The organism is Leucobacter rhizosphaerae (genome assembly GCF_022919175.1).
Classification (GTDB): Bacteria; Actinomycetota; Actinomycetes; order Actinomycetales; family Microbacteriaceae; genus Leucobacter; species Leucobacter rhizosphaerae.
Genome location: NZ_CP095043.1, coordinates 1,833,374 through 1,853,147 on the forward strand (window position 1 = coordinate 1,833,374; position 19,774 = coordinate 1,853,147).

Below are 19,774 nucleotides of genomic sequence, written 5' to 3' on the forward strand. Positions count from 1 at the left end.
TTCACGCGCCGTCAGCCCTCCCGCACCGCCGCGAACAACTCCCGCGCCGACTGCTGCACCAGCGCCGCGAGCTTGCGCTCGTCCGCGCGGTCGATGTGCACGACGAGCCCGAGGGCTGCGGCCGGCAGGCCCGGGATCGGCGGCAGGGCGGCCGCAACGGAGATGTTGCCGAGGGTCATCTCCTCGCGCGTGAGGGCGTAGCCGCGGGCGCGGGTGCGGTCGAGGTCCGCGCGCAGTGCTCGCTCGTCGACGATCGTGTGCACCGTCTCGCGCTCGCGGGTCGTCGTGAAGTAGCGCCCCAGCCACGCCGCGTCGCGGGTGGCGAGCAGCGCCCTGCCGACCCCGGTGGCGTGCAGCGGATCCCGACCCCCCGCGCGGCTCAGCGTCGGAATGGCCCGCTGCCCGGTGACCCGCCCGACCTGCAGCACCGTGGCGCACTCGGGCTCGCCGTCGAGCACCCCGAGGTGCACGTTCTCGCCCGTCGCCTCGTAGAGCCGCACGAGGTGCGGGATCGCGGGCTCGCGCAGGCGCAGCGCGAGCGGGGAGCGCTCGCCGAGCTCCCAGAGGCGGGAGCCGACGGCGTAGCGGTGGCCCGGGGTGCGCACGAGCAGGCCGCGATCGAGCAGCGTGCCCAGCAGACGGTGCAGCGTCGATGCGGGGAGCCCGGTGCGCTCGGCGAGGCGGGCCGCGGTGAGTTCGGGCTCGTCCTCGCTGAAGCATCCGAGCACGGCGAGCGCGCGATCCAGGATCCCCGCACCGGCCATGCCCCTCACCCCGCTCGCCTCGTTTGTGCTCCTGTGTGCCCGTTCGGACCGAGACTACCGCGCGTCGCGAACCGGGCGCGTGGCAAGCTGGGCGCATGGCGAACTCTCCGAGCGGCGACTCCGTGATCGGCCGCGTCGTGCGGATCCTCGACACGTTCTCCGCCGACCGCACCGTGCAGACGGCCAGCGACATCGGCCGCCGCGCCGGGATCCCCGTCTCCACCGCCCACCGCCTCGTCGACGAGTTGGTCACCGCGGGAGTGCTCGAGCGCGACGACGAGCACCGCGTCCGCCTCGGCATGCGGCTGTGGGAGCTGGCACTCCGCGGGTCGACGGCGCTGCGGCTGCGTCAGGCCGCGCTCCCCCACATGGAGGCGGTCCAGGCGGCGATCCGCGAGCACACGCAGCTCGCCGTGCTCGAGCAGGGCGAGGCGCTCTTCCTGGAGCGATTGTCGCATCCCGACGCGGGCGCCAACATCACGCGCGTGGCCGGGCGGCTGCCGCTGCACGCGTCCTCTTCCGGACTGATCCTCCTGGCGCACGCCGACCCCGCGGTGCGGGATCGCATCCTGTCGCAACCGCTGCGCCCCCTCGGCCCGGGCACGGTCACCGACGCCGCCACGCTCGGTCGTCGCCTCCGCGAGATCCGGCGCAGCGGCGTCGTGATCGCCCCCGGGTCCATCGAGGCCGTTTCGACCGGCGTGGCCGTGCCGATCCGCGACGCGGGCTCGGTCATCGCGGCCCTCTCGATCGTGCTGCCGCGGGACGCGGATCCCGCACCCGCCGTCTCCGCACTCCAGTCCGCGGCCACCCGCATCGAGGCCGATCTGAAATTCAGTTTTCCCATTCAATGAGAATCTTCGAACGACGAACGCGACGGGATCCCACACTGGTCTGAACACGCCATCCCTCAACGGAGAAGGACCCATGACCCTCGAACGCACCCCCGTGACCATCGTCGGAGCGGGCCCGGCTGGCCTCCTGCTGTCGCACCTCCTCGCAGAGAGCGGCATCGAGTCCATCGTGCTCGACCTCCGCAGCCGCGACGAGATCGAGCAGACGATCCGCGCCGGGATCCTGGAGCAGGGCACCGTCGAGCTCCTCGACGGGATCCCGGGCAGCCGCGCCCGCACGGTGGGGCACCGCCACGACGGCATCGAGCTCCGCTTCGCGGGCGAGGGCCACCGGATCGACTTCCCGGGACTCGTGGGTCGCAGCGTCTGGCTCTACCCGCAGCACGAGGTGCTGAAGGACCTCATCGCGGCCCGTCTCGCAGCGGGCCAGGACCTGCGCTTCGGCGCCACGGTCGAGCGGGTCGAGGACGCGGGCACGACGTCGCCACGGGTCATCGGCCGCCACGACGACGGCACAGCGTTCGAGATCGTCTCGGACTTCGTGGTGGGCGCCGACGGCTCGCGCAGCGTCGTGCGCCCGACCGTCACCGGATCCTCGACCGGCGGGTACTTCCGCGAGTACCCGTTCGCGTGGTTCGGGATCCTCTGCGAGGCCCCACCGAGTTCCGAGGAGCTCATCTACAGCAATTCTCCCGAGGGCTTCGCCTTGATCAGCCAGCGTTCGGAGACCGTGCAGCGCATGTACTTCCAGTGCGACCCGGATACCGACGTCGACGCGATGAGCGAGGCCGATCTGTGGGAGACGCTCCAGGCGCGCGTCCCCGGCACCGACCTGGCCGAGGGCCCGATCTTCCAGCGCGACGTGCTCCGCTTCCGCAGTTTCGTGGCGCACGAGCTGCGGCACGGCCGCGCGGCGCTCGTGGGCGATGCCGCCCACACCGTGCCGCCGACGGGCGCCAAGGGCATGAACCTCGCGATCGCCGACGTGGTGCTGCTGCATCGCGCGCTCGACGCGCTGCTGCGTCACGCCGACGAGCGCGCGCTCGACGCCTACGCCGAGACCGCGCTCCGCAGGATCTGGAAGGCCCAGCACTTCTCCTGGTGGATGACGAGCCTGCTGCACCTCAGTCCCGAGGCGAGCGACTTCGACCGGCTGCGCCAGCTCGGCGAGCTCCGCTCCGTGGTGGAGTCGGAGGCCGGCCAGCGGTATCTCGCCGAGGCGTACACCGGCTGGCCGCTCGAGACCGGAGCGCACGGCTGATCCCGAGGCGCCCTTGCGCCCGGCCGCACGGGTCGAGAGGATGAAGGCATGAGCATCTCGGATCCCACCGCCACCGCCGTTCCCGCCCACGCCACGGAGGCCGAGGAGGCTGTCCCGGCATACACACTCTTCGCGGTCTTCCGCGTGAGTTCGAGCCACCCGGAGGTGCTCGACGGCCGGGACGTCGTCGGCGCCGTGCGGGAGTTCGAGGACGTGGTGGAGGTCATCGGCGGCGAGGACGTCACCCTCCGCGGCTGCTACGACGTGAGCGGCATGCGCTCCGACGCGGACCTCATGCTCTGGCTGCACGGCACCTCCGCCGAGGATCTCCAGTGGGCGCTCCGCGAGCTGCGCCGCACCGCACTGCTGCGGCCGCTCGTGCGCGTCTGGGGTGCGGTCGGCGTGCACCGCGAGGCCGAGTTCAATCGCGAGCACGTGCCCGGATTCGTGCGCGGCGTCGAGGCGAAGCAGTGGCTCGCCGTCTACCCCTTCGTCCGCTCGACCGACTGGTATCTGCTCGACGCCGCGGACCGCAGCCGCATGCTGGCGGAGCACGGCCGGGCGGGGGCGCAGTACACCGGCGTCGTGGCGAACACGGTCGCCGCATTCGGGCTCGGGGAGTACGAGTGGCTGCTGCCGATGGAGGCCGACGACCTCACGGAACTCGTCGACATGATGCGCGCGCTCCGCGGGGTCGACGCCCGACGCCACGTGCGCGAAGAGGCCCCGTTCTTCACCGGAAGACGCCTCGAGATCGCCGAGATCATCGAGGTGCTGCAGTAGGGCGAGCCGCTCACTCGGTGTTGCCGTTCGTGACGGGTCGGCGCATTCGACTCTTGACAGCGCCGGAACTTCCCCGGAGGATAGGCCGAAGCTTCGAGCGCTCCCGTGCACGGTCCAGAGTCGGACCGTGCCGAGGGGTCACCCGCCCTCGACGGCCCTCCCCGGACTCCGGTCCCCGATTGTGAGAGCGAGACCCCGTGACCACGCATTCCGCCGTACCCACCGCACCCGCTGACACCGCCGACGCAGCATCGCCGATCCCCATCTCCGAGGAGGAGATCTTCGCCGCGCACGAGGGCGGCAAGCTCTCGGTCGGGGTCGTCCGCCCGATCGACTCCAAGCGGGATCTCTCGATCGCATACACCCCGGGCGTCGCCCAGGTGAGCCGGGCGATCGCCGCCGATCCCGCGCTCGCGCAGAGCCACACCTGGGCCTCCCGGCTCGTCGCGGTCGTCTCCGACGGCACCGCGGTGCTCGGGCTCGGCGACATCGGCGCGAGCGCATCGCTCCCGGTGATGGAGGGCAAATCGGCCCTCTTCAAGACGTTCGCGGGGCTCGACTCGATCCCCATCGTGCTCGACACGACCGATACCGACGAGATCGTCGAGACGCTCGTGCGCATCGCGCCGAGCTTCGGCGCCGTCAATCTCGAGGATGTCGCCGCCCCGCGCTGCTTCGAGCTCGAGCGCCGGCTCATCGAGGCCCTCGACATGCCCGTCATGCACGATGACCAGCACGGCACCGCGGTCGTGGTGCTCGCGGCCCTCACCAACGCCGCGAAGGTCGTGGGCAAGGAGCTCGCCGAGCTCCGCGTCGTGATCTCGGGTGCGGGATCGGCGGGCGTTGCGGTCGCCGAGATCCTCCTGGCCGTGGGCCTCACCGATGTCATCGTGCTCGATTCCCGGGGTACCCTGCATCCGGGCCGCACCGACATCTCCGGCGTGAAGCGGGATCTCGCGGAGCGGACCAACCCGCGCCGCATCGAGCACGGCACGACCGCGGCGCTCGCGGGCGCTGACGCCTTCGTCGGCGTATCGTCGTCGACGGTGCCGGAGGCCGACGTGGCCGGGATGGCCGAGGACGCGATCATCTTCGCCCTCTCGAACCCCGACCCGGAGATCACCCCGGACGTGGCGCGCCAGTACGCGGCCGTCGTCGCGACCGGGCGCAGCGACTTCCCCAATCAGATCAACAACGTGCTCGCGTTCCCCGGGATCTTCCGCGGCGCACTCGACGCCGGCGCGAAGGGCATCACCCTGCAGATGAAGATCGCAGCCGCTCACGCGATCTCGGAGCTCGCGCTCGAGGGGCTTTCGGTCGACCGCATCGTGCCGAGCCCGCTCGACCCGCGCGTGGCGCCCGCCGTGGCCGCCGCGGTGATCGCCGCAGTGTGATCGGACCGGTCGAGCGCGACACCACCGCGCGGCCTGATCGGTCCGGTCCGGAAAGCCCGGTCCTGCGCGACTACACCGCGCGGAGGATCACCGCGCTGCCCTGACCGCCACCGCCGCAGATCCCGACCGCGCCGAGCGAACCCGAGCCGAGCGCCGCGAGCTGACGAGCCAGGGTGCCGACGATCCGAGCCCCGGAGGCCCCGATCGGGTGGCCGAGCGCGATCGCGCCGCCGTGCGTGTTGACGATGGCGGGATCGAGTCCGAGCTCTCTCGTCGACTGCACGCCGACCGCGGCGAAGGCCTCGTTGATCTCGACGGCAGCGAGGTCCGTCGTCTCGGCGTCGGTCTTCGCGAGCGCCGCCGCGATCGCGCGCGCGGGCTGCGAGTGCAGGTGGGTGTCGGGGCCGGCCACGAACGCGGTCGCCTCCACACGCGCGAGCGGGGCGAGTCCGAGACGCTCTGCGGCGGCCTCGCTCACGATCACGAGGGCGGCGGCGCCGTCGGTGATCTGCGACGCGTTGCCGGCGGTGATGGTGCCGTTCGCGGCGAAGGCGGGACGCAGCCCCGCGAGCGTCTCGGCGGTGGTGTCCGCGCGGATCCCATCGTCGGCGGACACGACCGTGTCACCGCGGCGGGACGTCACCGTGAACGGCGCGATCTCACCGGCGAAGAACTCCGCGGAGGCCGCGGCGCGCTGGTGGGACGCGGCGGCGAAGGTGTCCTGCTCCCCGCGGGTCAGGGCGAGCGGTGCGTTGCCCTGCTCGGTCAGCGCGCCCATCGCGATCTGGTCGAACGCGTCGGAGAGCCCGTCACGATCCACGGTGTCGACGAGCTCGGCGGCCCCGTACTTCGTGCCCGCGCGCAGCGGGATCACGTGCGGCGCCAGCGACATCGATTCCTGGCCGACCGCGACGACGATCTCGGCCTCGCCGGCGTTGATGAGCCGCACCGCCTGCGAGACCGCCTCGGTGCCCGACAGGCACACGGCGTTCAGGGTGATCGCGGGGACCCCCATCGGGATGCCCGCCGCCACCGCGGTCTGCCTGGCCGGGTTCTGCCCGGCACCCGCCTGCAGCACCTGCCCGGCCACGACGGTGTCGACCTGTTCTGCGGCGACGCCGGCGCTCTCGAGCGCCGCACGCACCGCGTGCGCACCGAGCACCGTGGCGGGCTGCCCGGCCAGCTGTCCGGTGAAGCGGGTGAACGGGGTGCGGGCGTATCCCGCGATCAGTGCGGTCATCGAGCGGACTCCTCACGGGAAGCGGTGGATGGTGGCGCGGACGCGAAACGTGCGCGTCCGGAGCCGTGCCTCCAGTGTGACGCATGCGACGGCACCGCGACGGAGCAACCTCGCACAGTGGTCCGGGCTTCAGGTGTGCGCGTGCGCGCCCGGACACCACAAAGGCCCCCGTCACGAATGACGAGGGCCAGGAGAGCCGCCTGTCGGATTTGAACCGACGACCTGTTCTTTACGAGGGAACTGCTCTACCCCTGAGCTAAGGCGGCGTGGTGCGAAATTGCTCTCGCACACGAGGGTCCACTCTAGCACGATTGCCACCCCGATCTCGACGCCGCCGACGCCGGGCGAAGCTGCCCCGGCGGCACGGGACCCGGCGACGCACACCCCCTACGAGCAGGTGACGCCGCTCCGGGGCATGACGCCCTCGAGCAGGTAGGCGTCGACCGCGGAGTTGATGCACGCGTTCTCGCCGTAGGCGGTGTGCCCCTCCCCCTGGTACGTGAGCAGCGTCGCGTTCTCGAGCTGGTCCGCCAACGACTCCGCCCAGCGGTACGGCGTCGCGGGATCCCCCGTGGTGCCGACGACAAGGATCGGCGCGGAGCCCGCCGCCGTCACCGCGGTGCGCTCCTCGACACCCGGGAACGGCCAGCCGGCGCAGGCGAGATCACCGTAGCCCTGGAACCGTCCGATCGTCGGCGCGATCTCCTCGAGCTCCTGGGCGTCGGCGCGCATCTGATCGACGTCCGGGTCATTCGGGTAGTCGAGGCAGTTGATCGCCGAGAATGCCTCGGTCGAATTGCTCAGGTACTCGCCGCCCTGGCGATCGTAGTAGAAGTCCGCCAGCGACAGGGCCACGTCCGCGTCGCCGTCGGCGGCGGTCTCGAAGAGCTGGTCGAGATAGCCCCAGTTGCTCTGCGAGTAGAGCGGCGTGATGATCGCGGTGAGCATCGTGCTCGACGACAGCATCCGGCCGTCGGAGCCCTGCAGCGGATCCGCATCGATCCGGTCGAGGAGCACGCCGATCGCGGTCATCGACTCCTCCACGTCGCCCGTGAACGGGCAGTCGCGGCGCTCGATGCAGTCGGTGACGTAGGCGCGCAGGGCGAGCTCGAACCCGCGGGTCTGCTCGCGCACCACCTCGCTGAGACTGGCCGCGGGATCCATCGCCCCGTCGAGCACCAGGCGGCCGACCTTCTCGGGGTACGCGTCCGCGTAGCGCGCCCCGATGTAGGTGCCGTAGGAGTAGCCCAGGTAGTTCAGCGTCTCGTCGCCGACGATGCCGCGCAGCATGTCCAGATCCTGCACCGTCGAGCCGGTATCCACGTGCGCCAGCAGGTCGCCCGTGCTCGCCGCGCAGGCCGAACCGAACTCCTCGGATTCCGCCTGTGCGGCGGCGATCCACGTGTCGCTGCCGACCTCGCCCACGTCCTCGCCGAGGCCGAAGAGGTACTCGTCCATCGCGGCGGCGTCGAGGCAGCTCACCGGCGACGACTGCCCCACCCCCCGCGGGTCCCAGCCGATCACGTCGTACGCGCGTGCCACCTCGGGCTGCACCGCGGAGGCGATGCTGTTCGCCACGTAATCCGCGCCCGATGCCCCGGGACCGCCCGGGTTCACGAACAGCGTGCCGATCGGATCGCCGCCGGTGGCGGGGTGCTTCACGAGGTGGAGCGTGATGCGCTCGCCGGCCGGGTCCGTCCAATCGAGGGGGGCGTAGACGTCGGCGCACTGCATGCCGTCGAGGCACGGCTGCCACCCGGGCTCCTGCTCGGCGAAGCTCTCGACGGTGTTCTCGGGCTCGGCGGGCAGGCTGGGCGCGGGGGTACCGCGGTCCTCCCCTTGGCCGAGGAAGGCGAGCGGCACGCAGGCGCTCACGACCAGTGCGATCGCGAGCGTCACCGCGATGGCGACGGGTCGTCGACGCAGCCCGCGCGTCACGGGGCCCTCCGATTCGACGTCGCTCACGCGCTCAGCTCCGATCGCGACAGGGTTCCGGCGACGGCACCGGCGAACAGCGCTTCGAGCACCAGCCCCGGGGTGATGCCGCGCGCGAGGCGCTCGCGTGCGGTCTCGAGAGACGTCACCATGCCGAGGGCGCGCACCGCGGACCAGCGCTCGGCGAGCTGCCGGATCCGCGCTCCCTGCTCACGGTTGACGAGCTCCGGATCGGCGCCGAGCGCGGTCAGCAGGACGTCGCGGTAGAGCGAGAGCAGGTCGGTGAGGATCCGATCGATCCCGTCGCGCAGGCTGCGGGTGGCGCGGCGCTTCTGATCCTCTTCGAGCGCCTTGATCTGCGAGCGCATCTGCGGCGGGATCGCGGCCCCCGGTGCCAGTCCGAGGCTCCGGATCGCGTCCTCCCGCTCCCGCGCGTCGAGTTGCTCGGTGATCGCCGCCGCGTCGGCCTCGGCGACCTTCACGAGCGACGCCGCAGCGCGCATCGCCTCACCCAGGGTCTCGATGCCGAGCGCGATCTCGATGGTGCGGTCGCGGCGCTCCAGCGACTCGGCGTCGGACGCCAATCTGCGGGCCATGCCGATGTGACTCTGGGCCAGCCGCGCGGCGCGTTCCGCGGCGTCGGCGTCGATCCCGTCGCGCTCGTGCAGGAGGCGCGCGATGTCCGCGGTGCTCGGGGTCACGAGACGGAGCGAGCGCGCCCGCGAGCGTATCGTGGGCAGCAGGTCCGCCTCGCTCGGGGCGCACAGGATCCAGATCGTGCGCTCCGGCGGTTCCTCCAGTGCCTTGAGCAGCACGTTCGAGGTGCGCTCGGGCATCCGATCCGCGTCCTCGATCACGATGACGCGGTAGCGGCCCTCGGCCGGCGAGTAGTGCGCCGTCGTGACGATTTCTCGGGCAGCCTTGATGTCAATGAGGAGCTTCTGCGTGCTGAGCACGCCGAGGTCGGGATGCGTGCGGGCGCGGACCTGCTCGAAGATCCGCTCGCGGTCTTCGACGGTCCGCGAGATCAGCGCGGCGGCGAACCGGAACGCGAGGTTCGAGCGCCCCGAACCCGGGGGACCCGTGATCAGCCAGGCGTGCGCCCCGGGAGCCTCGGCCTCGAGATGCAGGGTGCGCACGGCGTCGGGTTGGCCGACGATCTCTGCCCAGAACTCCATTCGGCCAGGATAGCGTGAGCCCCTGACAGTGCGGGTGGGCCGGTCACTCCGCGAGGTCGACGTACCGCACGTCTCCCGAGCGCACGCGGGCGGATCCCGCGCTCACCTCGGCGGCCAGCGATCGCAGTGACTCGACCTCGTCCTCGGGCACGGAGAACCGCTGCACGACGGCGTCGCTGTAGGCCGCGGCACCGACAGCGTACCCGCGCCGTCGGCACTCCGATTCGAGCACGGCCGCGACGTCGTAGGCGAGCTCGACTGCCACCTCACGGCGGGGCGCCCGGCGCACCAGGCGAGCCTCAGCGACCGCACCGGCCACGGCGGCCCGGTACGCGCGGGTGAGCCCGCCCGCGCCGAGCAGCACCCCGCCGAAGTACCGCGTGACCACCGCGACCACATCGCTCAGCCCGGCCGAGGTGAGCGCATCGAGCATCGGCGCGCCCGCGGTGCCGCTCGGCTCGCCGTCGTCGTTGGAGCGCTGGATCCGACCGTCCGGGCCGATCACGAACGCCGTGCAGTGGTGCCGGGCGCGAGGATGGCGAGCGCGAGCCTCGGCGATCGCGTCTCGCGCCGCGGACTCGTCGTCGACGCGCTCGAGCCGCGTGAGGAAGCGGGAGCGCGACAGTTCGATCTCGGTATCGACCGCTCCGGCGATCGTGCGGTACTCGGCGCTCACCCCTCCATTCTGCCGTGCCCGGTGTCGAGCGGCGCGCTATCCTTGCGAGCGTGAGCGTTCGAATCGACAGCTGGGTCTGGGCCGTGCGGCTCGCGAAGACCCGCAGCCAGGCCACGACGCTGTGCCGGGGCGGACACGTGCGCATCAACGGCAACGCCGCGAAGGCCGCGCAGCAGGTGAAGGTCGGGGACGAGGTGCGGGTCCGCCTGCACGGCTTCGACAAGATCTACCGCGTCGCGGGGCTCGCCACCCGGCGCGGCAGCGCCACCGAGGCGGCGCAGTACTTCGAGGATCTCACGCCGCCGCCCCCGGCGCGCGTCGATCGGCCCGCCGACATCGTTCGGGATCGCGGGGCCGGTCGGCCCACGAAGCGCGAGCGCCGCGACCTCGAGCGCCTCCGCGGGCGCGACGCCGAGGCGTCCTTCACCGACGAGTAGGGCAGTCAACGGGTTCGCCCCGCCCCGCACGATCGGCGGGGCGGGGCGAACCCGTTGACGCGGTGACGCTTACGCGGCCGTCTTGCGCCTCCGGCTCAGCAGGACGCCGGCACCGCCGAGCAGCAGGAGCAGCGCCGCGAGTGCCGCGAAGGCCCCGAGGTCGTTGCCCGTGACCGCCAGCGGGTCGGCAGCCGCGACCGGCACGGTCACCGCGTCGCTCAGCACCGAATCCGGCGTCTTCTCCGCCTGGGAGTCGACCGAGACGGTGTTCGTCGCGGTCGGGTAGGCGGCCTGCCCGATGTTCACCTCGAGGGTGAGCTCGACGGTCTCGCCGACCTGCAGCCCCTCCTCGAGCGTCCACGTCACGGTCTGATCCCGCACCGAGACCCCCGCGTCCGGCGACGAGCGGAAGCTCATGCCGTTCGGCAGCACGTCGGTCACCGTGATCGGGCCCGGGTCCTCGGTCGGGCCGAGGTTCGAGACCGAGATCGTGAAGGTTCCGGTCTTGCCGACCTGGAACGTTCCGACCGCGCGCTTCTCGGTGACGAGAGTGACGAGCGGCGGCACGACGACCGGGTCCTCGGCACGATCGTTCTCCGGGTTCGGATCGATCTCCCGCTCATCGAGCGGCGACACGACGGCCACGTTCGTCACGCCCGGGTAGGCGTCCGTCATCACCGTGGTCGAGATGACCAGGTCGGGCGTCGTGGCCGCGACCTCGATGGTGCCGGTGTAGACGGCGGTGACCGTGGCCGCACCGTTCTCCGGCGTCACCGACTCGATGACCCAGCCGTTGCCGAGATCGCCCGGCTCGCTCGTCACGAAGAGCCCCTCGGGCACCGTGTCCACCACTCGGGCGCCCGACGAGACGGACGGGCCGCCGTTCGTGACGGTGAGGGTGAAGTCGAGCGGATCGCCGATCCGCACCGCGTCGGCGCTGTGGCGCTTCGCGACGGACAGGTCGGCGACGTGCCCCACCGAGAGCTCGGCCGTGTCGGTGTTGCTGTGCTCCTCCTCCGCTGGTTCGGGGGTGCCCGAGACCACCGTGGCGGTGTTCACGAGCGGCGTGACCTCCACGCCGTCCGTGATCGGCAGCGCCGCGTCGAGCAGCACGTCGAACACGATGGCGGGTGCGTCACTCGCGTTGGCGAGCCCCGACGTCGTCGGCTGCAGGGTGAACACGACCTCCTGCGGATTCTCCGGGTTCACCTCGGCCGACCAGTTCGCGGAGGTCTCGGCGGCGAGGCCGACGAAGCTCACTCCGGCGGGCAGCACGTCCGTGACCACGATCGGGCCGACCGCGTTGCTCGGACCGTAGTTGTGCGCGTCGATGCGGTACCGCGCCTGCTCGCCGGCGACTGCCGTCGTCACCTCGGCACCGGTCTCGTCGATCGCGGTCTTGGTGAGCCCGAGATCGGCGATCGTCGACACCGTGATGGCGGCGTCCGCGTCCACGGAGTGCGGGCCGCGGCTGTCGACCCAGTCCTCGTCCACGACGTTCGTGAGCACGGTGTCGCTCGGCACCGCCGCGTCGAGCGCTGCGACCACGGTGATGACCGTGGGCGCGCCGTCGGGCTGCGCGTTCACCGGGTGCTGCGGGTAGGTGCACTCGACGCTCGACGCGCCCTCGACCGCGGTGCTGCAGTCCCACACGTCGCTGCTCGCCGACACGAGCGTGAGCCCGGCGGGAAGCGTATCCGTGATGGTGGCATCGGCCACGGACGGGCCGTTGTTCCAGACATTGACCGTGTACGAGACGTTCGTCCCGGCGATCCACGGGCCCTCCTCGACCGACTTGGCGACGACCATATCGGACTGGGTCACGACCTCGGTCGGATCGGTCCAGGTGTCATCGCTCGGGTCCGGATCGTTCGGTGCGGACACCGTCGCCGTGTTGACCAGCCCGACCTGGGCGGCCACGTCGGGCGCGATCGCCGTGGTGAGCGTGATCGAGATCGTCGCCCCCACCGGGAGGGTGTCGGGCACGGCCACGGGCGTCCAGCTCAGCGTCTGCCCCGAGATCGTGGGTTCGATCTGGGTCGAGGCGGCACCGGCGACGCTGACCTGCGCCGATCCCGCGACGTAGCTGAAGCCATCGGGGAGTGCATCGGACAGCACGATCGGTCCGTCGGACACGCTCGGCCCGTGGTTCGTCGCGACGATCGTGTAGTCGAGCGAGCTGCCCGCGGTCGCGACCCCGGTGTGGGACTTCTCGACCGAGAGGTTCGCGACGCGCGTCGACCCGGTGTTGTCGTCGTCGATCGACGGCTCGGCGTTGTCGGCCTGTGCCACGGCGAGGTTCAGGATGTCCGTGTCGGGATCCATCGTCGAGTCCGTCGCGTAGGTGACCACGAACGAGCGTGCCTGCGCCGCGCCGACCTGCTGCGCGCCGTCGAGGGCGAAGGTGTCCCACGCGGGATCGGTGGCGCCGGTCTCATCGGTGCCGCCGCTCGTGTGGGTCCAGGTGCCCTGTTCCGAGACGTGGCTGACGTAGGTCAGACCGGCCGGTGCCTTGTCGACCACGGTGACGTTCCGGGTGTTCGCCGGGCCGGCGTTCACCACCGTCAGACGGTAGCTCACGTCGTCGCCCCACTCGACGGTGCTCCCCTCGGCGGCGGGTACCCACGTGCTCGTCTCCGCGTCCCAGACCACGCGGGTCTTCGAGAGGACGTGCGTCGCGGCATCGCCCGGCGTCACGGTGACCGTGCCCAGGTTGTTCTGGGAGTCGTAGCCGTCGGACTCGGGATCGGCGACGTAGTCGGGATCCGGCGTCTCGCCCGGGTTGATGAGCGCGGCGTTCGTGATGTCGCCTCCGGTCCAGCCTGCGTCGATGGTGCCGGTGAGGGTGATCGCCGGAGCGGCCCCCGTCGGCATGGACGCACCTGAGTAGGTCCAGGTGATCGTGTCGCCGGCGTTCCAGCTGCCCGCCTCCGGCGGGGTGGCCGTCCACGTGCCGCTGGCCTCGGTGAAGGTGACACCGTTGACGCCGGCCGGCACCGTGTCGGTGATCGTGATCGGGCTGCCGTCGGTGCTGAGCGACACGGACGGTCCGACGTTGCGCGGGGTGAGCTGCCAGGTGATGGCCGCACCCGCGGTCGGGGTCGTCGTGTTGCTCGACTTCGTCAGCGCGAGATCGGCGCTCGTGGTCGTCCCGATCGTCGCGTCGTCCTCGTTGTTCGAGAGCACGGGATCGAAGGTGCGATCGGAGGCCACGCTCGCGGTGTTGCCGACCTCGGCCGGAGCCTGGTCGTCCGCGACGGCCACCTGCACGTTGATCGTCGGGAACGACGCGCCGCTCGCGAGCGACTCGCTGGTGTTGATCCGCTCGCACGCGAAGGTCGTCACGCCGTCGGCGGCCCGGTTCGGCACGTCACAGGTCCAACCGGTGCCGCTCGCCCCGGTGACGGTGATGCCCGTGGGCAGCGCGCCGGTGGTGTCGGTCACGGTGATGGGGCCTTCGGCGGCGTCCGGTCCGAGGTTCGAGACGTCGATCGTCCAGCCGACGCCGGATGTGCCGGCCTCGAACGGATCCTCGGCGCCCTGCTTCACGATCGCCAGGTCCGCGGAACCGAGGTAGGCGTTCGCCGTGGTCGGATCTGCGACGTAGGACGCACGTGAGCCGTTTCCGGTGGCGCCGGTGGTGTCGGTCGCCGACCCCCGCAGGGTGTTCACGTGGGGGTTGACGTTGATCCCGACCCCCGAGTCGGTGGTCGCCGCGGCACTCGGGGTCGCGGTCAGCGTCACCACGATGGTGCGCTGGGCGGGCGTCGCGCCGGATGCCGTGCCCGGGAGGATCGGCGCGCTCGGCGCGCTGGATCCCAGGTCCCAGGTGAGCGTGGTCTTGCCGTCCTCCTCACCCAGCACCGGCTCGGCAAGCGGCACGGATGCCGCGCCGCCGACGCTGATGCGCGCGGAGTTCGCGTCGTAGCTCCAGTTCTGGGGCAGCACGTCCGCGATCTGCACGGTCTGGGCCGAACCCTGGCCGGTGTTCACGAGCGTGAGGCGCCAGCCGAAGGACTCGTCGACGCGCGCGAGCGAATCATCACTCACGGACTTCGCGAGGGTCACGATCGGGAAGAGCGCGCGCGCCACGGCAGTGTCACTCACCGCGGGCGCTCCGCCGGTCCCCGGCTGGTACACCCGACCACCCGACGGGAACGACTCGAAGCGGGTCACCCGTGCGGTGTTCGTGAGCGTCGCTCCGAGGCCCGCGGCCGACGAGGTGAGGGCGCTGGAGTCAGCGAACTCCGCACTGTAGGTGAGCTCGATCGACTTCGTGGTGCCGGTCCCGCTCTGGTGATCCAGCGGTCCGGTGAGCGTCCACGTGATCGTGCCGCCGCCGTTGGCTCCGGCGCCGGCGAGGGTGCCGCCGTTGGAGATGGTCGCGGGATCCACGACCACACCCGTCGGCACCGCATCGGTGACCGTGATGTTGTGGGCCGGAGTGCCACCGGTGTTCGTCACCGTGAGGCGATAGGGCAGCGTCGCATCGGGGTTGCGGTTCACCGAGTCCTGACCGTCGACCTTCTTGGTGATGGCGAGGGCGGGGTTCAGCACACTCACGGTCGCCGAGCGGTCGATCGACTCGCGGGACGTGCCTGCGGCCGTGTTCGCCCACTCGAAGGTCGCGGTGTTCGGCAGCGCGTTGACGTTGGCCGGGACGGTGTTGGAGAGCAGCACGTCGTATCGCAGCGTGAGCGTGCGCTCCTCCGTGCTCCGCGGGAAGTCGCCGTTCGTGCCGGTGTAGGTCCAGCGCTGCAGGGTGCCGGACGGGTTCGTCCGCTGCCAGTTCGCCGGGTTGTTGATCTGCGCGTCCGCCGGCGTCACGGTGGGCCCCGAGATCGTGGCGTTCTGCAGCACGGCGCCCGCGGGCAGCACGTCCTCGATCACCACGTCGTAGTAAGTGACGTTCGGGTAGAGGGTGACCTCGACCTCGTACTGCGCGGTCGCGCCGATGGGGGCGCTCGCGGTCTCGGCGTACTCACCGGTCGACGGAGAGATCCGCACACCCTTCTCGAGTCCGGCGGTCACCGCGGTGACGGTGGCCGAGCTCGCGTCGGTGCGGACGCCGCGGCGCGGATCCGGATCCTCAGCCGACACCGGGAGCGTGTACCCCGTGACGTCGACGTCGTTGACGTAGTCCTGTCCACCGCCGGTGTCAGGGTCGATCGTCGCGACGTAGGTGAGCGTGGCGCTCGTCGGGATGGTCGCGAGCTCGGGGAACGCGTCGGGGGTCCAGGTGATCGTGCCGCCGAGGCCGTTCTGGAGGTTCGTGGCGTTGTCGAAGGTGGCGCCGTCGAGGGACGGCTGCGTCGTGTCGATCAACAGGCCGGCCGGAACCGTGTCCACCACGACGTTGTCGTGGATCTGCGGGCGGCTGCCCGTGTTCTGCACGAGGATCGAGTACTCGATCTCCTGCTCTGCGGTCACATCGGTGGACGGGTCCGCCGACTTCACGATGTCGAGATTCGGCTCCAGGTAGCGCACCTGAGCGTCGTCAGAGAGCGAGACCTCACCGGTCTGCGTGTTCGGGTTGCTGAACTCGAAGCGGGCGGTGTTCGTGAGCGCGGTGTTGTGCGCGAGATTCGGCACCGGCGCGGGGTGCGCTGCGTCGCGATCCTGCACCCAGACCGTGATCTGCACGGAGAAGGTCTGCGGATCCGCAGTGGTGTTCGTATAACTCGAGGGGAATACGAGTGTGCCCGGGGTCTCGGAGCCCGAGGCGTCCTCGACGAGCGTGAAGCCCTCGGCGTCGAAGTCGTAATCCGCGGTGGGACCGGAGAACGTCGCGCTGCCGGGGACGAACTCGTAGTCGAAGGTGTGGCCACCGCCGACGAACTGCCCGTCGTCGGCGAGTTTCGCGCCCGACACCGACGTGCGTGCCGGGATCGTCACGGAGTACTCGAACGTCGCGTGCTCGCCCTGGACGATCGCATCATCGGGTCGCGAAGCCGGCGAGCCGGTCGTCACGGACGAGTTGAACTCGTCGTCCGCCGGGGTGATCTCGGTCGACACGAGGTTCTTCTCCATCGTGGCGTTGGGGAGGTAGATCGACGCGTCGTCGTACGTGTCGGCGTCATCGAAGCCGACCTCGCCCGCCTGCACCGTGCGGTTCGTGAGCTCCTGCCCGCCGCCCTCGCGCTGCGGCACGACGGTGGTGGTTCCGGCGCCGATGGCGCTCGGGATCTCGTAGCTGATGATGCCCGCGGTGTTGTCGTAGCGCTGCGTCAGTCGAGCGGCAGCACCGCCAGCACCCTCGGGCACGGTCAGCGTGTAGCCGAGCGTCAGACCGCGCACGACCGCCGGGTCGGCGTCCGAGCCCGGAACCTCGGCCGAGACGTTCCACACGATGACGGAGCGGTCGGCGTAGGCGTCATTGAGGTCCAGCCCGCCCGGCAGCGTGTCGGTCGGGTCATACACGACCGCGGAGAAATCGGCGCCGCCGGAAAGGGGCGACTCCGCCCCGTTGTCGACGAGCGCGGCGGTGACCGTGCCGACGTCGGCCGCGGTGACCCCCTCGGGCAGCACGTCCCAGACGACGTACCCGCTCGTGGTGTTCTGCGGGGCCGTCACGTCGAGGCGGTAGACGACCTCGTCGCCCTGCACGACGAGTTCGTTCGTGCCACCCGCATTGAACGGTGCGTCGGTGCTGCCGCCGGGGTGCGGGTTCGTGCGGATCCCCTTCTGCAGCGTCGAGCCCCAGTCGAGGTCGATGAGCGCCTCGCGCCGGAGGAACGAGATCTCGCCATCGACGTTGACCTGCTGGTACTTCGCCTGGTTCGCGGGGCTGTCGATGTCGTCCGCGGAGACGGACTGCGTGGCGATGCGACCCTGGATGAAGAATGTCACCTGGCTGTCGAGCGGCATAAAGCGGTCGCCGTTGCCGTCTTCCAGCTCCCGACCGAGCTCCCAGGTGATATGGGTCGGCGCGCCGGCCGGGGTGAGCGTCGCATCGGGAATGAACTCCGCCGGGAAGCTCGCGTCGCCCGACCAGGCTGCGGGCTCGGTCGCCTCGGCGAAGCCGGGGATCCCGCTGTACGTGTACAGCACCTGCTCGAAGTCGACGCCGACCGGCAGGTAATCGTCGAGGATCGGGTTGCGCGTGTCGATGCCCTTCGCGAACGGCACCTCCACCCGGTACCAGACGAGGTCGCCGGGTGAGAACGGGGTCTCGGCATGCGTCGTCCAGTCCGCATCCTGTGCGTCGGCGAGCTCGATGCCGCGACCGAGCACGGTCTTGGTGAGCTCCGAGAATCGTGAGGTGATCGTCGCCCGCGACTCGTCCTTCGGATACCGATCACCGCCCACTCGCTCTGCGAGTTCGGGATCCCCTGCGATCGCGTCGATCGGCGAAGTGATGCCCGTGATCTCCACCCGGTTCGTCAGGCGGTCGCCGGAGCTCGTGCTGCCCTTGTCGCCCGAGTAGAACGGGCGCTGCATAGCGGTGTAGTCGATGGTCACCCGATCGAGCGCTGCGAGCGGCTCGACCGTGAAGACCGATGTGAAGGTGCCGGAGTTGACGTCGTACTCGATGGCGGTGACGGTGGCACCGTCGGAGCGCGCACCGGCTTCCGTGCTCGGGTAGTTGCAGGCGGTGCCGCCGGCGACGAGGCTGCTCCACTGCGCGGGGTTGTCCGTGAGGTCCTGCACGACCTGGCCGTTGCGGATCGTGAGGCTCGGCGCCTCGGGCTGCGCGGGGAAGGCCGGGCAGAGGCCGTTGGGCATGACATCGGTCAGCGTGATCTCGCGCGCGTCGACGTACTCGCTGACTGAGACGTCGAGTGAGTAGGTCGCGAGTTTGCCGGTGGCGAACGCGTTGCCCGAGTCGTCGGTCGCGACCGACTTCAGGACTCGGAGATCGACGGCGTAGATCTCCTCGGTGTCGGTGTCGGACGTGGTGCGGAGCGACTCGTCGCCGTCCTGCACCTCTCCGGCGTAGGTGCCGGTGGCCACCACGGCGTTCCGCATCATCTGGCCGGTGGCGGGATTCGCAGGGTCCTCACTGCCGTGGCGCGTCGATGCCCCGGTGTTGTTGTCGAGGTTCGCCGCCTGCAGCCCGCTCGCCGGATCGGGCGCGGTGCCATCGGCCCACAGCTCATTCGCGAAGAGAGGCACCGCGGCCTCGTAGGTGAACGAACTCGTCCCGGGCGTGCCGACGGTGGCCGGCAGCTCCTGCGGCGTGCCGCCCGTGAGCGGTGCGGGCAGGGTCCAGGTGACCTTGGTGTAGACACCGGCGCCCTGCAGCCCGAGCGCCGTGGCCTCGGTCGCGGAGAGCTGCACGGTCTCGACCATTTCACCGCTCGGGGTCCAGGTGCCCGGGATCGGACCCGAACCGGGGTATTCCTCATCGGCCGAGTGATCTCCCCCGGAGACCCCGAGATACTCGAGACCGGCAGGGAGGTAATCGGTGACGATGACGTCGCCGGTCACGCCCTCACCCGTGTTCTCGAGCTCGATCGTGTACGTGGTCACGCTCGTGTGCACACCGCGGAGCAGCTTCTCCTCGGGGCTCGGCTCGGTCTTCGTGACGCGCAGGGCCTTCACCGGAATCGGGGCGAAGTCGGCATCCTTGCCTCCCCCGGAGGTGTGGCCGGAGGTGCGCGCCTTGCTCGGCGAGCCGTCGAAGGTCGGGAGGCGCGTCGGGTCATCGCTCGTGTAGGCGGTGACGTCGAAACCGATCTCAGCACCCACGGGGTAGACCGACGCGTCCGGGCGGACCGTGACCGGCTGGGTGACCGTCGCCCCGTCCGGCAGGTCATCGACGTTCGACCACACCCACAGCTGCAGACCCTCGGGGACGGCGCACTTGGTGGACGGCCCGGGAGGCGTGAGGGCCGATGCGGGGATCAGTCCGGCGTCGACGCAGGTGGTGGCGGAGGTGCGTGAGACGTTGGGGAGCACCGAACCTGCGGGGTACGCCGTCGGGGTGCCGAAGGAGCCGGCGCTCACGAAGTCGACCGCGTCGGGGAGCAGTGCGGTGAGCCCGAGGTTGAACTGCTTGCCACCGCCGGAGTTGGAGATCGAGATCTCGAAGGTCGCGTCCTCTCCGGCCAGGATGAAGTCCTTGCCGCCGGTGCCGGACGCGCTGATGCCCACCTCGGGGCTGAACGGGTTGGCGAGCGCCGTCTGCGCCCCGATCCCCACGGCAACCAAGGATCCGGCGATCAGCGTTCCGACCGCGGTTCCCGCGATCCACGAACGCCACCGCGAACGGTGTGACGATGCTGCAACAACTGAACGGTTCTCGAAACG

General features: G+C 70.9%; 11 protein-coding genes and 1 tRNA gene. 5 read left to right on the plus strand and 7 right to left on the minus strand.

The window, feature by feature from the left end; all coding sequences use genetic code 11:
• Nucleotides 1-11 precede the first annotated feature (11 nt).
• Nucleotides 12-764 (minus strand): IclR family transcriptional regulator, encoded by a 753-nt coding sequence (locus MUN76_RS08455; RefSeq protein WP_244688727.1) that lies wholly within the window; start codon nt 762-764, stop codon nt 12-14.
• 95 nt (nt 765-859) lie between these two features.
• Between MUN76_RS08455 and MUN76_RS08460 the strand changes: the two genes are divergently transcribed.
• From MUN76_RS08460 to MUN76_RS08475, 4 genes are all read left to right on the plus strand, one after another.
• Nucleotides 860-1,618: an IclR family transcriptional regulator gene (locus MUN76_RS08460; RefSeq protein WP_244683921.1), complete on the plus strand. Its 759-nt coding sequence runs from the start codon at nt 860-862 to the stop codon at nt 1,616-1,618.
• A 73-nt stretch (nt 1,619-1,691) separates the two neighbouring features.
• Entirely contained in the window at nt 1,692-2,879 is a 1,188-nt protein-coding gene (locus MUN76_RS08465) for a 4-hydroxybenzoate 3-monooxygenase (RefSeq protein ID WP_244683923.1), read from the plus strand.
• Between the two features lie 48 nt (nt 2,880-2,927).
• Nucleotides 2,928-3,662, plus strand: coding sequence for a hydrogen peroxide-dependent heme synthase (gene hemQ, locus MUN76_RS08470; RefSeq protein WP_244683924.1), 735 nt, complete (start codon nt 2,928-2,930; stop codon nt 3,660-3,662).
• Between the two features lie 257 nt (nt 3,663-3,919).
• Nucleotides 3,920-5,056 carry an NAD(P)-dependent malic enzyme gene (locus MUN76_RS08475; protein WP_429953361.1) on the plus strand — a complete coding sequence of 379 codons (1,137 nt, stop codon included), beginning with the start codon at nt 3,920-3,922 and terminating at the stop codon, nt 5,054-5,056.
• A gap of 70 nt (nt 5,057-5,126) precedes the next feature.
• On the opposite strand, the gene MUN76_RS08480 is transcribed toward MUN76_RS08475, so the two are convergent.
• The 5 genes from MUN76_RS08480 to MUN76_RS08500 form a co-directional block, all read right to left on the minus strand.
• A complete protein-coding gene (locus tag MUN76_RS08480; protein ID WP_244683926.1) occupies nt 5,127-6,296 on the minus strand; it encodes an acetyl-CoA C-acyltransferase in 1,170 nt (389 codons plus the stop codon).
• Nucleotides 6,297-6,490: 194 nt separating this feature from the next.
• A tRNA-Thr gene (locus tag MUN76_RS08485) sits at nt 6,491-6,562 on the minus strand.
• Nucleotides 6,563-6,683: 121 nt separating this feature from the next.
• Entirely contained in the window at nt 6,684-8,261 is a 1,578-nt protein-coding gene (locus MUN76_RS08490) for an alpha/beta hydrolase (protein WP_244683927.1), read from the minus strand.
• Nucleotides 8,258-9,409, minus strand: a complete 1,152-nt coding sequence (locus tag MUN76_RS08495) for a DNA polymerase III subunit delta' (protein WP_244683928.1) — start codon at nt 9,407-9,409, stop codon at nt 8,258-8,260. Before MUN76_RS08495 ends, MUN76_RS08490 begins: the two co-directional genes overlap by 4 nt.
• Before the next feature lie 43 nt (nt 9,410-9,452).
• A complete protein-coding gene (locus MUN76_RS08500; RefSeq protein ID WP_244683929.1) occupies nt 9,453-10,085 on the minus strand; it encodes a YigZ family protein in 633 nt (210 codons plus the stop codon).
• Between the two features lie 50 nt (nt 10,086-10,135).
• Here MUN76_RS08500 and MUN76_RS08505 point away from each other — a divergent pair, with 50 nt between their 5' ends.
• Nucleotides 10,136-10,522, plus strand: coding sequence for an RNA-binding S4 domain-containing protein (locus MUN76_RS08505; RefSeq protein WP_244683930.1), 387 nt, complete (start codon nt 10,136-10,138; stop codon nt 10,520-10,522).
• A gap of 69 nt (nt 10,523-10,591) precedes the next feature.
• Here MUN76_RS08505 and MUN76_RS08510 read toward each other — a convergent pair whose 3' ends face one another.
• Entirely contained in the window at nt 10,592-19,666 is a 9,075-nt protein-coding gene (locus MUN76_RS08510; protein ID WP_244688729.1) for a DUF11 domain-containing protein, read from the minus strand.
• Nucleotides 19,667-19,774 lie beyond the last annotated feature (108 nt).